This window comes from Rhizobium sp. 57MFTsu3.2, from assembly GCF_012932765.1.
In the GTDB taxonomy this organism is placed as follows: domain Bacteria; phylum Pseudomonadota; class Alphaproteobacteria; order Rhizobiales; family Rhizobiaceae; genus Rhizobium; species Rhizobium altiplani.
Genome location: NZ_JDWI01000001.1, coordinates 324,449 through 336,853, shown reverse-complemented (window position 1 = coordinate 336,853; position 12,405 = coordinate 324,449). Strand labels below are relative to the sequence as shown.

The window sequence follows — 12,405 nt, the reverse complement described above, 5'->3', positions numbered from 1 at the left end:
GTCAACTGGAAGAATTTTTACAGATGGAATAAATTTTATCGTCATGGTATTGTCCGCTGGACAAGGAGTGATTGATGACGAGTTTGAGACGACGCAATGCCGAGAGCGGCTACCCAAGGGGTGACGAAACCAAGGCGAGGATCATCAAGACGGCAATCTCGTTGTTCGGTGAGAACGGATTTGCTGGCGTTTCCGCCCGGGAGATCGCCAGCGCGGCAGGCGTGCCGGCACCGTCCTTGCAGTATTATTTTGAGAACAAGGAAGGTCTTTACGAGGCCTGCATCGCGGACATTCATGCCTCCGCTTGGGAAGCTATCGGACCTGTCACGTGTGAGGTCGAGGAACTCCTCACGGCCAAAGCGGACGCGGACAAGGTCATCGACGGTTATTGCAGAATTCTGGAGGCTCTCGCGGATTTTCTGTTCGCGATGCCGGATGCGGCCAGCCGCGCGTTGTTCGTGGCCCAGCATCGTTCGCCGTCAAATTCGCCGACCAGTAAATCGAGCGGCAAAAGTGCCACGGGCAGGCGAATTCAGGAGTGTTGCGCTGCCATCGTCGCTCGCGTCTCCAGAAATCGTCTAACCGACGAGGAGATCGGCATGGTGTGTACCACGATCAACGGGCAGCTGATTATCGTCCATCTTGCTCGGGAGCATGTGGAAGACATGATGGGCTGGCAGGAGATCACACCCGAGAGGATCGAGGCCCTGAAATCGGTCGTGAGAAAACACACAACCGTCATCCTGAATTCCTATCGATCATGACGTCTTGAGGGAACCTGGGCACGGACACGGCGGGGCAAGCGTACACGCCAATCTTCCGTTTGCTCGTCCCCGTTCTGGGTCACCAGAATAAGCCCCTTCGACCTCAAGCAGTGCTCTGAGTTCACGGCGCAACATCGGACCCGTCGCTCCCTTGAGGCGAGGAAGGGGAGAGCCACCAATAATTGGCTGCCAACAGGGCTACAAATGCCAGAACGCTTAAGACAATGTCGATGACGTTCAAGTCAGGCTTGAGCATTTTGCGGGCCACGACAAACGCGAGCAGCTCCAGTATCGCCCTGAGGTCGTGAGTGACGAGCGTGCGGACGAGTTCTATGGCGATCACCAGCAACAACACCCGATAGATCAACTCATAGAATGTGTCCGTCTGCCCCCAACTCATCGCTAAAAGAGTCTGCGCGCTGCTCAGGCCAAAAACGGCGACCCCGCCAAGGATCACCAGCGCCAGGATGCGCTCTAGCCAGGTCGCTATCGTCTTGAAGCTGTTCGATATGCGATCGTTCGCGTCCATCGTTGAAGCATCCTCTTGTCGGTGCAGCAGTCGCGAGACCTGGAAGCCCGTCACGATCAGCGTCACGGCGGCCGCCTCCGACCAGGTGCCAATGCCGGTTTCCGGATCGGGCGTAATATTGCTGGAATAGATGGTGCCGAATGGGGTCGGCAGGGCGAAACTGCCAGCGAAGGAACGGCCGCTCGGTTGCGTATGACAGGCTGTACAGTTGCCGACCGCGGCCAGCATCGCGCCCTTGTGGATTAGCGCCTGATCGAAGGATGTGCGATCCGGCGGCCTGATCGGCGCTATCGCGGATTTCCAGGCAATTGCAAAGAAACCCGCACAGGCAACGATCACAACACCCAGCAGGCCGAATAGGAAATGTTTCAATCTCACTTAATGCTCCTCGGCTCCCCTGATGGCAGAAAGCGCAGCCACAGGAAAAAGCCCATCTTCAGGATAAGATGATGAAAACATTCATGATATTGTATCTTTCAGGGGATATATGTCGCGCTTGACATCCGTCAATTCACGCGTGTGTGACCGCTCAGATACGTGAAACTGCGTGAAATCGCGTGGTGAGTATTATCCTGAAAACATCTGAGCGCCGGCTCGGGTATGCTCTCCAATTCCATGCAAGCCGAAGTACAATTCGCTCCTTCGTGGAGCTTCCCTAATTGATTTTCGCGGTTGTCCGCGACCTCACGGCACAACAGTCAAATAACCGGGCCGCCGTCGCCAGCCTCGCCTTCTTCATTCGACTAACCGGAAGCTGATCCATGGAACTCCGTGGCAGATCACCGGTATAGAGCTGCGACGATGGCGTTAGGCCGGTTGCTGAAATGGATGTACGCAGAAGAAGAGCTGTTCTGCTGGAGCGTTACAAGCGCTGGTTCGCCGCTTTGACGAACGCGTCAAATATTCGAGAGCCAGGGTGGTCTGCGGGATCAAACAATTCCGGATGCCACTGTACCCCCATCGCGAAAGATAGCGAGGGTACCTCAATCGCTTCGACAACGCCGTCCAAGCCACGGGCAGTAGCAACGACACTGTCGGACAGCTCTACGATTGCTTCCCTGTGGAAGGTGTTTACGCTGAATGTCTCGGCAGCAAAGATATCAGCCATTCTTGTGCCGGCTTGGATGGTTACCTCATGGAGCGGATTGCCGCGGTCATGATTGATCGCACCCGACCAGGAGGAGTGCACATCCGAAACCATGCGACAACCATGTAGGCACCCGAGCATCTGCATCCCGTTGCAAACGCCGAGCACTGGTTTATCGCGGGCAAGGAACCCCTTCATCAGCGCTATCTCGACTGCGAGACGATCAGAGATCGGGTAGCGAGACTGATCGCCGTCGACGTACCACTGTTTCGGAAAGTTGATGCGCCCTCCGACACTTAAAAACCCATCGAATTCATCAACCACTTGGTCTACGAGGTCTGGCACGTAGGGAATGCCGTATGGAAACCCCCCTGCACGATCAATGGCTGCAAAGTAGCGTTTCGAAATATCATACCGGTCACCACCAGCACTGGTGTTTTCGTCCATGATGACGGCGATCGTGGGTCTGCGCTTCATTGGGTTGCTACCTTGATCCATCCGGGAATCGCGCGGGATTTCTATCAAGTCGTATCAGGGCGTGCCATGCCAGTCACCCTTTCGACGGACGCTCGACGTGGCTTCGTCATATTGCGTTTTTGAATCTCGATTCCGGTAGCGCGGATCGCGCCAGGCATCCCAGGTGCCGACGACAGAAAGGCAATTATCGAGGTGCAAGTCTTGCGAACTCTGCACCAAGAGATCACGCAAAGGGTTCGGTCGGGCCCTTCGCCGGCTTCGTGAACCACTCAGCTCCGGTCTCGGTCATGTGGATGTGGTCTTCGAGCCGGATGCCGAAGCGACCGGGGAAGACGATCATCGGTTCGTTGGAGAAGCACATGCCGGATTCCAGCCTGGTGGCGTTGCCGCGAACGATATAGGGCTCTTCGTGGATTTCCATCCCGAGACCATGTCCGGCGCGGTGCGGCAGGCCGGGTAGGGCGTAATCCGGACCGAGGCCATGTTCGGCCAGTACACGGCGGGCGGCATCGTCGAGACTGCCGCAAGAAGCGCCAAGCCGGGCGGCCTCGAACACCGCCTGCTGGGCCTCGCGCTCGATTGCCCAGGCGGCAGCGAATTCCGTCGTTGGCTCCTCCAGCACGTAGGTTCGGGTGAGATCCGAATGATAGCCGTCGAGCCGGCAACCCGTATCGACGAGAACAACGTCGCCCGGTGCATAGATCTGGTCACCATCGGCGCCATGAGGAAGCGACGTCGCTAGTCCGAAGGAAACGATGCAGAAGCTTGATCCGCCCTCGGCGCCCAGTGCGCGGTGCTGTTCGTCGATATGACGCACGACTTCCGAAGACCTGACGCCCGGCTTGATGAAGGAATGCGCGCGGCGATGCACCTCCAGCGTCAGGCCCATGGCATACTGGATAAGAGCGATTTCGGTCTGGGACTTCCTGAGCCGCAGGTCGCGGATCAGTCGTCCGCCGTCGACGAGCCGGTCGGCGCCGAAGGCGCCGGCAAGCTGGTGGTAGATGAACAGCGGCAGGGCATCGTCGAGCGCCAGTCTGGCATTTGCCGGCAGCAGCGAGGCGATCAGCGCCGCGGTCGCTTCATCTTCCTGCCAAATGACAATTTCACCCGGCAGACGCGGCAGGCTCTCGACCCTGCTCTTTTCGAAGCCCGGCGCGATGTAGCGTACACCCTTTGGCGTCACCAATGCGCCAAGCAATCGTTCGCTTGGGTGCCAGTCGAGGCCCGTGAAATAGCGGAGGCTCTCCGTCGAGCCGAGCAGGCAGCCGTCAAGAGCTTTATCTTCGAGTGCGGCCTGCAGGCGCGCGAGGCGCTGGCGCCGTTCGTCATCGGTGATCTTCGCAACGGGATGGGACCAGGACATATCGGAGTTTCCTTGTTCGCGGAGCCGGATGGTGAGCCGCCTATACGATCATGTCGTCAGATTGTCGACAGTGATCCACCCGATTCATTCTCGATGCGAAGCTGCAGTTCGGTGGTCAAGTGGCACCCTGCGGCCGCGGGTTCAATGCGTGCTGTCGCTGTCCGCTGTTCACCGACGTCCATACAAAAAAGGCCCTGCCGTGACGGCAAGGCCTCATTTTGTCTAGAGCATACGATCCCCACTGCGGATCGAGGAATGCCTCATTGGCCAGCCGCGGCCCTTTGCTCGCGTTTCGGCAATTTCCAGCCTGGCCGTACAAAGTGGCAGGTATAGCCATTCGGGATGCGTTCCAGATAGTCCTGGTGCTCGGGTTCCGCTTCCCAGAAATCGCTGACCGGAACAACCTCGGTAACGACCTTTCCGGGCCATAGACCCGAGGCGTCTACGTCGGCGATCGTGTCCTCGGCGGTCGCACGCTGTTCGTCGTTGGCGTAGAAGATCGCCGACCGGTAGCTGGCGCCGAGATCATTGCCCTGCCGATTCACCGTTGTCGGGTCATGGATCTGGAAGTAGAACTCGAGGATGTCGCGGTAGCTGGTCTTGGCGGGATCGAACAGGATCTCGATCGCCTCGGCATGATTGCCGTGATTGCGATAGGTCGCATTGGCGACCTCGCCACCGGTGTAGCCCACGCGAGTGGATACGACGCCGGGGAACCGCCTGATGAGGTCCTGCATGCCCCAAAAGCAGCCGCCCGCCAGTACTGCACGCTCTACGGTCATTGGAAACGTCCTTTCCAGTCAAACAATGGGCGGTAAACATCGGCACCCATTTCTTGCGACATTAAATGGGGACTGGCGTGGCATTTTGCCAGACTGCGTATCGCCGCCGCCGTTTCAGGATTGGCGGTTCAAAACTACCGCTTCATATCCGGACAGACATATGGAGCCTTTGCAGCAGCATAGGTCCGCTCGACGATATCCTTGCCGGCAGTGATTTGAAGGGTGAGGCCATCGGCTGAAGCGGCCTTGATCCTGGCGTGTATGATGGCGCCGTCCTCATCCCATGAAATCTCCTTGGAAGACGCCTGTTTCCAAGTCCTGAGAGCATAGGTTTCCCAGCAGGAGTCGATCAGCAATTTGCCTTTCGGCAGGAAGATCATCATCGGGCCTGGCAGGTCGGACTGGGCTTTGGTCTCGATCCACGGCGTGCCAATCAGCGAAGACGTGGCGGCTTTCTCGGCAGCGAGGGTCGGTGTCGCGAGTGCCACCGCGGCAATACTGATTGCGGCAACTGAGGCTTTCTTCAAAGTCTTTCTCCATAAGCGGGAATCATCCCGCCGAGCATCAGTCACGGTTGGGCGACAATGTGGCCGGAGCGCAAGGGAATGTGTTTGGAGAGAGCCAGGCGGCAGCGCTAGACGAGCACCGCCTGGTCGACGCGGTCCTCGGTTCCGAAGAACTTCAGGTAACGCTGGACCTCTGCAGGGTCGCCGGTCGCTTTCTGCGGATTGTCCGACAGTTTTACGGCCGGCCGGCCGTTGGCGTCGCTGACCTTGCAGACGATGGAGATCGGGTTGAGCCCCGAGATCTCCGTCGGCGCGCAGCCCGCGAAGTCGTTCGTCAGGTTGGTGCCCCAGCCGAAGCTCATGCGCACCTTGCCTTCGAAATGCTTGTAGGTGTCGATAATCGCGTCGACATCGAGCCCGTCCGAGAAGATCAGCAGCTTCTGGCGCGGATCGCGGCCCATCTTCTTCCACCAGTCGATGATCTTCTCGCCGCCCTCGATCGGTGGGGCGCTATCCGGCCGGAAGCCCGTCCAATCGGCGACCCATTCGGGCGCGTCGCGCAGGAAGGCGGCCGTGCCGAACGCATCCGGCAGCACGATCAGCAGGTTGCCGCCATAAAGCTTGTTCCAGTCGCGCAGAACCTTGTAGGGGGCGTTGCGCAGCTCCGCATCGTTCTTGGCCAATGCGGCCGCCACCATCGGCAGCTCGTGGGCGTTCGTCCCGACGGCTTCGAGGTCGGAGTCCATGGCGAGCAGGACGTTGCTGGTGCCGGTGAACGCAGGACCAATGCCTTCCTTCAGAGCCTCGACGCACCAACGCTGCCACAGGAAGCTGTGGCGGCGGCGTGTGCCGAAATCCGAGATCCGCAGCCCCGGCAATTCGCGCAGCCGCTCCACCTTCTCCCACATCCGTGCCTTGGCGCGGGCGTAGAGCACATCGAGCGTGAACGGTCCGAGCGCCTTCATCGCGGAGCGCGAGCGCAGCTCGTTGATGATGGCAAGTGCCGGAATTTCCCACATGGTCGTGTCCTTCCACGATCCGTGGAAGTCGAGCACATATTGACCATCGCGTTTCGACAGCTCGTATTCGGGAAGCTGGAAATGAGAGAGCCAGGCCAGGAATTCAGGCTCGAAGATCTGCGCGCGCCCATAGAAACTGTTGCCAGCGAGCCAGATCATCTCCTTCTTGGAGAGGCGGAGCGAACGCGCATGGTCGAGTTGCTCCCGCAGTTCGCCCTCGTCGATCTCTTCGGCCAGCAGCACGCGTTTGGTGCGGTTGATCACCGTGAACGTCGCGTCGACGTCTGGATAGAGCTTCCAGATCATCTGCAGCATGAGCAGCTTGTAGAAGTCTGTGTCGATCAGGCTGCGAACAATCGGATCGAGCTTCCAGGTGTGATTGTAAACGCGCCTTGCGATATCGGTCTTGGCCATGAACTCCGCCCATTCCCAAACCGGACACGTCGCGTCATAAGCCGACGCACGAAGACCGGCTCGTGCGTTTCTTATCGAAAAATCAGCCGGTAAAGTCCAGCGCAAACAAACGCAACCTGCCGGCCCCGTCCGACAGGATGCTTCGTAGTGACCGCCTGACCAGCCCCGTTTCTATTGCGCGGGGGCATTCGGCGTAGCCGGTGCCGAGTTCGATGCCGGCGGCTGAGACGGTGCCGGTGTTGGCTGCTGCGACTGAATCTGCTGTCCTGGCTGCTGCGGAGCAACCTCCACGGCTTCCTTCTTGCCCCAGATTTCGACCGGGATCCACACGATGAAGGCGAGCACCAGCGCGACGAGCAACACCATCAGGACACGGGTGCCCATGCGGCCTTGCTTCGCCTTGACCGGCGAAATCGTTTCCTCGGTATGAACCTTGCCATCCGCTTCTTCCCAGCGCGTTTCCGTCTGCTGAGCCATGCTTGTCTCCTTCCGATGTCGCGCGAGCCGTCATCGGCCTGGCACCTCATCTCGGAGAAAAACGAATGGAAAGCGGCATGGTTCCTGCCGTCAGTAACCGCTCTGCCTGTCGACGACGAATTGCAACGGCTCGCCGCCCTCGTAGCGGGCGATTTGGCGCTCGACATGCCGGAAGAGGGCGGTTTCGTCGGATACGGCCGCGTCGTGCGGTGTGATGAACACGTTCTCCAGCCCCCACAGCGGATCATCGGAGGGCAGGGGCTCGACGGCGAAGACGTCGATCGAGGCGCCGCCGAGCACGCCGCCTTCGACCGCGGCGACGATATCGGCCTGCACCTGGCTCTTTCCGCGCCCGGCATTGATGAACACTGGCTTGCCGAGCGCGCCGCCCTGCCGCAGCTTTGAAAACAGCGCTGCATTGTAAAAGCCGGTCGTCTCGGGCGTTAGCGGCAGTAGCCCGACGAGAAAGTCCGTCTTGGACAGGAACTCATCGAGCTGATCGGCGCTGAACGTCTCGACGCCTTTGATCTCCTTGCGGCTGCGCGACCAGCCGATGACGTTGAAGCCCATGACTTTCAGCTTGTAGGCCGCGTCCTGGCCGAGCACGCCAAGGCCCATGATGCCGACGGTGATTTCGGCCGCCTCCGGCGGTACCAGCCTGCCCCAGATGCGCGCCCGCTGATCCTTGTCGTGCTGCTGCTGCTGCCGGAGATGCATGAGGCACTGCATCACCACCCATTCGCTCATGCGAGTCGTCAGGCTGCGGTCGGAGAAGCGAACGATCGGCACATCGGGCAGGCCCGGCAGGTTCATGAAGCTGTCGACGCCGGCGCCACCCGAGAAGATGACCTTGAGATTGGGGGCGCGGTTGAAAAGATCCGGGTCCGGCTTCCAGAGAAGCGCATAGTCGATGCCGGTCAGATCGCGATCCTTGTTGGCGGGATCGGCGAGATTGATGCTGCCGCGATCTGCAAAGGCGGTTTTTAGGATGCGGGCAACGGTGTCTGGATCGAACTTCAGATCGACGAGAATGGGCGGCTTTGCGGGCATGATAATCTTCACTGTTGGACGGCGGGCGTCGGGACCGCCTCGATGTTGAAGGCGGCAGCCATCAGGGCCTTGGTATAGTCGTCCTTCGGCGCACCGAAGATGTCGGCGGACGATCCTTGTTCGACGACCTTGCCGAAACGCATGACGATGACGTCGTTCGCCAGCGCTTTCACCACCTTCAGGTCGTGGCTGATAAAGAGGTAGGCGAGATCGTGCTTCTTCTGCAGATCGCGCAGGAGGTCGACGACCTGCGCCTGGACGCTCATGTCGAGCGCCGATGTCGGCTCGTCCAGCATCACGAAGCGGGGTTTCAGCACCATGGCGCGGGCAATGGCGATGCGCTGACGCTGTCCGCCGGAGAATTCGTGCGGATATCGCCAGCGAGTGAGTGGATCGAGTCCCACTTCCTCCAGCGCCCAGCAGACACGCTGGTCGCGCTCTTCGTAGGAGAGCGACCGTTCATGCACCTTGAGCCCCTCGGCGATGATGTCGCCGACGGACATGCGCGGGCTGAGCGAGCCGTAGGGATCCTGGAACACGACCTGCAACTGGTTGCGCAGCGGCCGCATTTCCGTAAATGAATAGCTGGCTATATCCTTTCCGACGAAGCTGATCCGGCCCTGCGACGAGATCAGCCGCGTCAGCGCGAGACCGAGCGTCGTCTTGCCGGAACCGGATTCGCCGACGACGCCGAGCGTTTGGCCCGCGCGCAGCTGCAGATCGATGCCGTCGACGGCCTTCACATGATCGACGACCTTGCGCATGAGCCCGGCCTTGATCGGGAACCAGACGCGGATATCCGATCCCTGCATCACGATGGGCTTCGAGGAGTCTGTACGCGGTGGCTCGCCACGCGGCTCGGACGCCAGGAGATGCCGGGTATAGTCGTGCTTCGGGTTGCGGAAGACCTCTTCCACCGTGCCGGTCTCGACGATCTTGCCCTTGGTCATCACGCAGACCCGGTCGGCGAACTTGCGCACGATGCCGAGGTCGTGGGTGATGAAGAGCATGGACATGCCATGCTGGCCCTTCAATTGCCGCAGCAGTTCAAGGATCTGCGCCTGCACGGTGACGTCGAGCGCGGTCGTCGGCTCGTCCGCGATCAAAAGCTCCGGCCGGTTGGCGAGCGCCATGGCGATCATCACGCGTTGCCGCTGGCCGCCGGAAAGTTCGTGTGGGTAAGCCTTCAGCCGTTTTTCCGGTTCGCGAATGCCGACCTGGTTGAGGAGTTCGAGAATCCGCTTGCGCGCGGCCTGTCCCTTCACACCCTGATGCAACTCGAGAATCTCGGCGATCTGCTTCTCGATCGTGTGCAGCGGGTTGAGCGAGGTCATCGGCTCCTGGAAGATCATCGTGATGTCGTTGCCACGCACCTCGCGCAACGCCTTGTCGGATGCCTTCAGGAGGTCCTTGCCCTTGAACAGGATTTCGCCGGAGGGATGGCTGGCCGCGGGGTAGGGGAGCAACCGCAGGATCGAATTGGCGGAGACGGATTTGCCCGAGCCGGACTCGCCGACCAACGCCAGGACCTCGCCCTTGCGGATCTCGAAGGAGACGTGATCGACAGCCAGCGACGTGTCGCCGCCCTGGTGGAATGCCACCGAGAGATCGCGAACGGACAGCAATGTTTCGGCAGCGTCACTCATTGAAACGTCTTCCTGGGATCGAATGCATCGCGAACCGCCTCGCCGATGAAGATCAACAGCGACAGCATGATCGACATGGTGAAGAACGCGGTCAGCCCGAGCCACGGCGCCTGCAGGTTGGCCTTGCCCTGTGCGATCATCTCGCCGAGCGACGGCGAGCCCGGCGGCATGCCGAAGCCGAGGAAGTCGAGCGAGGTCAGCGTCGTGATCGAGCCCGACAGGATGAACGGCAGGAAGGTCAGCGTCGCGACCATCGCGTTCGGCAGCAGGTGGCGCCACATGATCGTCCGGTTGCCGACGCCCAGCGCTCGCGCCGCCCTGACATACTCGAAATTGCGAGCCCGCAGGAACTCGGCGCGCACGACGCCGACGAAGCCAACCCAGGAGAAGAGCAGCATGATCCCGAGCAGCACGAAGAAGCCGGGAGGCAGGATCGCCGCGATGATCAGGAGAATGTAGAGCACCGGCATCGACGACCAGATCTCGATGAAGCGTTGCAGCAGCAGATCCGTCCAGCCGCCGAAATAGCCCTGGATGGCGCCGGCGGTGACGCCGATGACGGCCGAGCAGATGGTCAGCACCAGACCGAACAGCACGGAGATGCGGAAGCCGTAGATGACGCGGGCAAGCACGTCTCGTGCCTGATCGTCCGTGCCGAGCCAATTGAGATTGCCGAAATTGCAGCCGGGATCGGCCGCTCCCTGCGGATATCCGGAGCAGCGCTCTTCCTTGCTCATCAGCCAGAAGGGCGGAGTCGGCGCAGAATGCGGGATGTTCGAATTGACCGAACGATAGGAGTAGCGGATCGGCGGCCAGATCATCCAGCCATTGGCATTGATTTCGTCCGCGATGACGTCGGAGCGATAGTCCGTTTCGGCGAGGAACCCGCCGAACCTCTCTTCGGGATAGTTGACCAGGACGGGGAAGAGGATCTCGCCCTTGTAGCTGGCGACGATCGGCCGGTCGTTGGCGATGAACTCGGCAAACAGGCTGAGCACGAACAGCACAAGGAACAGCCACAAGGACCAGTAACCGCGCCGGTTGGCCTTGAAATTCTTCCAGCGGCGGATGTTGGTCGGCGACAGCAGGCCCTTGCGCGGCGGCTTGACCGGCGTTGCGGTCGTCGGATTGGCGGCGGTGTCCATCAGACCTCCCTCCGCTCGAAGTCGATGCGCGGATCGATCCATGTGTAGATCAGGTCGGAAATCAGGCTGACGAACAGGCCGAGCAGCGAGAAGATGTAGAGCGTCGCAAACACGATCGGATAGTCGCGGTTGACGACCGAGAGATAGCCGAGCCGCCCTAGGCCATCGAGCGAGAAGATGTTCTCGATCAGCAGCGAGCCGGTGAAGAAGGCGGAGATGAAGGCGCCGGGGAAGCCGGCGATGATGATCAGCATGGCGTTGCGGAAAACGTGGCCGTAGAGCACCTGCCGTTCGTTCAGCCCCTTCGCCCGGGCGGTCACCACATACTGCTTCTTGATCTCCTCGATGAAGGAGTTCTTGGTGAGCAGCGTCGTTGTCGCGAAGGCTGCCAGCGAAAGCGAAATCAGCGGCAGCGTCAGGTGCCAGAAATAGTCGAGTGGTTTCTGCCACCAGGCGAGCTGGTCGAAACTGTCGGAGACGAGGCCTCGCAGCGGGAACCAGTCATAGAAGGATCCGCCGGCAAAGAGCACGATCAGCAGGATACCGAACAGGAAGCTCGGAACCGCATAGCCGATGATGATGACGCCAGAGGTCCAGACGTCGAAGGTCGAGCCGTCCTTGACCGCCTTGCGGATGCCGAGCGGGATCGAGATGCCGTAGGAAAAGATCATGATCCAGACGCCGAGCGAAGCCGAGACCGGCAGCTTCTCCTTGATCAGGTTCAGCACGGAGGTGTTGCGGAAGAAGCTTTCGCCAAAGTCGAAGCGGATGTAGTTCCACATCATCTCGCCGAAGCGCGTCAGCGGCGGCTTGTCGAAGCCGAACTGCTTTTCGAGCTTGGCGATGAGCTCCGGATCGAGCCCCTGGGCGCCGCGGTATTTCGAGCCGCCTTCGTCAAGACCGCCGCCGCCGAGAAGGTCGCCGCCGCCTCCGGAAAGCCGCGAGTCCGCGCCCTGCGCATCGCCGGTCAGTTGCGCAATCACCTGCTCGACCGGACCGCCGGGTGCGAACTGGATGACAGTAAAGGAGATGGCCATGATGCCGATGATCGTCGGGATCATCAAAAGCAGGCGGCGAAAGATATAGGCGCCCATTAGTAAGGACCCTTCCGGGAAAGCTTGCGTCGAGCGCTGTCCAGTCTAT

The 12,405-nt window shown here is 60.3% G+C and carries 12 protein-coding genes; 1 reads left to right on the top strand and 11 read right to left on the bottom strand.

The annotated features are described in order from the left end of the window. Positions 1 to 74: 74 nt before the first annotated feature. Positions 75 to 764 (top strand): CerR family C-terminal domain-containing protein, encoded by a 690-nt coding sequence (locus AF71_RS01665; protein WP_113470499.1) that lies wholly within the window; start codon positions 75 to 77, stop codon positions 762 to 764. A 121-nt stretch (positions 765 to 885) separates the two neighbouring features. Here the strand turns inward: AF71_RS01665 and AF71_RS31460 are convergent, their stop codons facing one another. The 11 genes from AF71_RS31460 to AF71_RS01605 all read right to left on the bottom strand — a co-directional run bounded on the left by AF71_RS31460 (position 886) and on the right by AF71_RS01605 (position 12,356). Then, complete coding sequence (locus AF71_RS31460; RefSeq protein ID WP_246733556.1) at positions 886 to 1,671, bottom strand: hypothetical protein; 786 nt, start codon at positions 1,669 to 1,671, stop codon at positions 886 to 888. Between the two features lie 484 nt (positions 1,672 to 2,155). After that, positions 2,156 to 2,857: a gamma-glutamyl-gamma-aminobutyrate hydrolase family protein gene (locus AF71_RS01650; protein ID WP_246733555.1), complete on the bottom strand. Its 702-nt coding sequence runs from the start codon at positions 2,855 to 2,857 to the stop codon at positions 2,156 to 2,158. A 223-nt stretch (positions 2,858 to 3,080) separates the two neighbouring features. Beyond that, on the bottom strand, positions 3,081 to 4,223 hold the full coding sequence (locus AF71_RS01645) for a Xaa-Pro peptidase family protein (protein ID WP_169679446.1): 1,143 nt from the start codon (positions 4,221 to 4,223) through the stop codon (positions 3,081 to 3,083). A 260-nt stretch (positions 4,224 to 4,483) separates the two neighbouring features. Then, positions 4,484 to 5,005 (bottom strand): peptide-methionine (S)-S-oxide reductase MsrA, encoded by a 522-nt coding sequence (msrA, locus tag AF71_RS01640; protein WP_169679443.1) that lies wholly within the window; start codon positions 5,003 to 5,005, stop codon positions 4,484 to 4,486. 134 nt (positions 5,006 to 5,139) lie between these two features. Beyond that, positions 5,140 to 5,532: a hypothetical protein gene (locus AF71_RS01635; protein ID WP_169679440.1), complete on the bottom strand. Its 393-nt coding sequence runs from the start codon at positions 5,530 to 5,532 to the stop codon at positions 5,140 to 5,142. A 107-nt stretch (positions 5,533 to 5,639) separates the two neighbouring features. Further along, a complete protein-coding gene (gene pncB, locus AF71_RS01630; RefSeq protein WP_062375730.1) occupies positions 5,640 to 6,944 on the bottom strand; it encodes a nicotinate phosphoribosyltransferase in 1,305 nt (434 codons plus the stop codon). A gap of 171 nt (positions 6,945 to 7,115) precedes the next feature. Further along, positions 7,116 to 7,421, bottom strand: a complete 306-nt coding sequence (locus AF71_RS01625; RefSeq protein WP_169679437.1) for a hypothetical protein — start codon at positions 7,419 to 7,421, stop codon at positions 7,116 to 7,118. A 90-nt stretch (positions 7,422 to 7,511) separates the two neighbouring features. Further along, complete coding sequence (locus AF71_RS01620; RefSeq protein WP_169679434.1) at positions 7,512 to 8,471, bottom strand: glyoxylate/hydroxypyruvate reductase A; 960 nt, start codon at positions 8,469 to 8,471, stop codon at positions 7,512 to 7,514. An 8-nt stretch (positions 8,472 to 8,479) separates the two neighbouring features. Continuing rightward, positions 8,480 to 10,117 (bottom strand): ABC transporter ATP-binding protein, encoded by a 1,638-nt coding sequence (locus AF71_RS01615; RefSeq protein ID WP_169679431.1) that lies wholly within the window; start codon positions 10,115 to 10,117, stop codon positions 8,480 to 8,482. Further along, entirely contained in the window at positions 10,114 to 11,262 is a 1,149-nt protein-coding gene (locus tag AF71_RS01610; protein ID WP_018116710.1) for an ABC transporter permease, read from the bottom strand. The genes AF71_RS01615 and AF71_RS01610 overlap by 4 nt, the downstream gene beginning before the upstream one ends. Further along, positions 11,262 to 12,356: a microcin C ABC transporter permease YejB gene (locus AF71_RS01605; RefSeq protein WP_169679429.1), complete on the bottom strand. Its 1,095-nt coding sequence runs from the start codon at positions 12,354 to 12,356 to the stop codon at positions 11,262 to 11,264. Before AF71_RS01605 ends, AF71_RS01610 begins: the two co-directional genes overlap by 1 nt. Positions 12,357 to 12,405: the final 49 nt, after the last annotated feature.

Excerpts from the sequence above, each read along its gene's own strand:
- pncB (WP_062375730.1), bottom strand. The coding sequence starts at position 6,944 with ATGGCCAAGACCGATATCGCAAGGCGCGTTTACAATCACACCTGGAAG.
- AF71_RS01610 (WP_018116710.1), bottom strand. The coding sequence starts at position 11,262 with ATGGACACCGCCGCCAATCCGACGACCGCAACGCCGGTCAAGCCGCCG.
- AF71_RS01625 (WP_169679437.1), bottom strand. The coding sequence starts at position 7,421 with ATGGCTCAGCAGACGGAAACGCGCTGGGAAGAAGCGGATGGCAAGGTT.
- msrA (WP_169679443.1), bottom strand. The coding sequence starts at position 5,005 with ATGACCGTAGAGCGTGCAGTACTGGCGGGCGGCTGCTTTTGGGGCATG.
- AF71_RS01645 (WP_169679446.1), bottom strand. The coding sequence starts at position 4,223 with ATGTCCTGGTCCCATCCCGTTGCGAAGATCACCGATGACGAACGGCGC.
- AF71_RS01650 (WP_246733555.1), bottom strand. The coding sequence starts at position 2,857 with ATGAAGCGCAGACCCACGATCGCCGTCATCATGGACGAAAACACCAGT.
- AF71_RS01620 (WP_169679434.1), bottom strand. The coding sequence starts at position 8,471 with ATGCCCGCAAAGCCGCCCATTCTCGTCGATCTGAAGTTCGATCCAGAC.
- AF71_RS01665 (WP_113470499.1), top strand. The coding sequence starts at position 75 with ATGACGAGTTTGAGACGACGCAATGCCGAGAGCGGCTACCCAAGGGGT.
- AF71_RS01615 (WP_169679431.1), bottom strand. The coding sequence starts at position 10,117 with ATGAGTGACGCTGCCGAAACATTGCTGTCCGTTCGCGATCTCTCGGTG.
- AF71_RS01605 (WP_169679429.1), bottom strand. The coding sequence starts at position 12,356 with ATGGGCGCCTATATCTTTCGCCGCCTGCTTTTGATGATCCCGACGATC.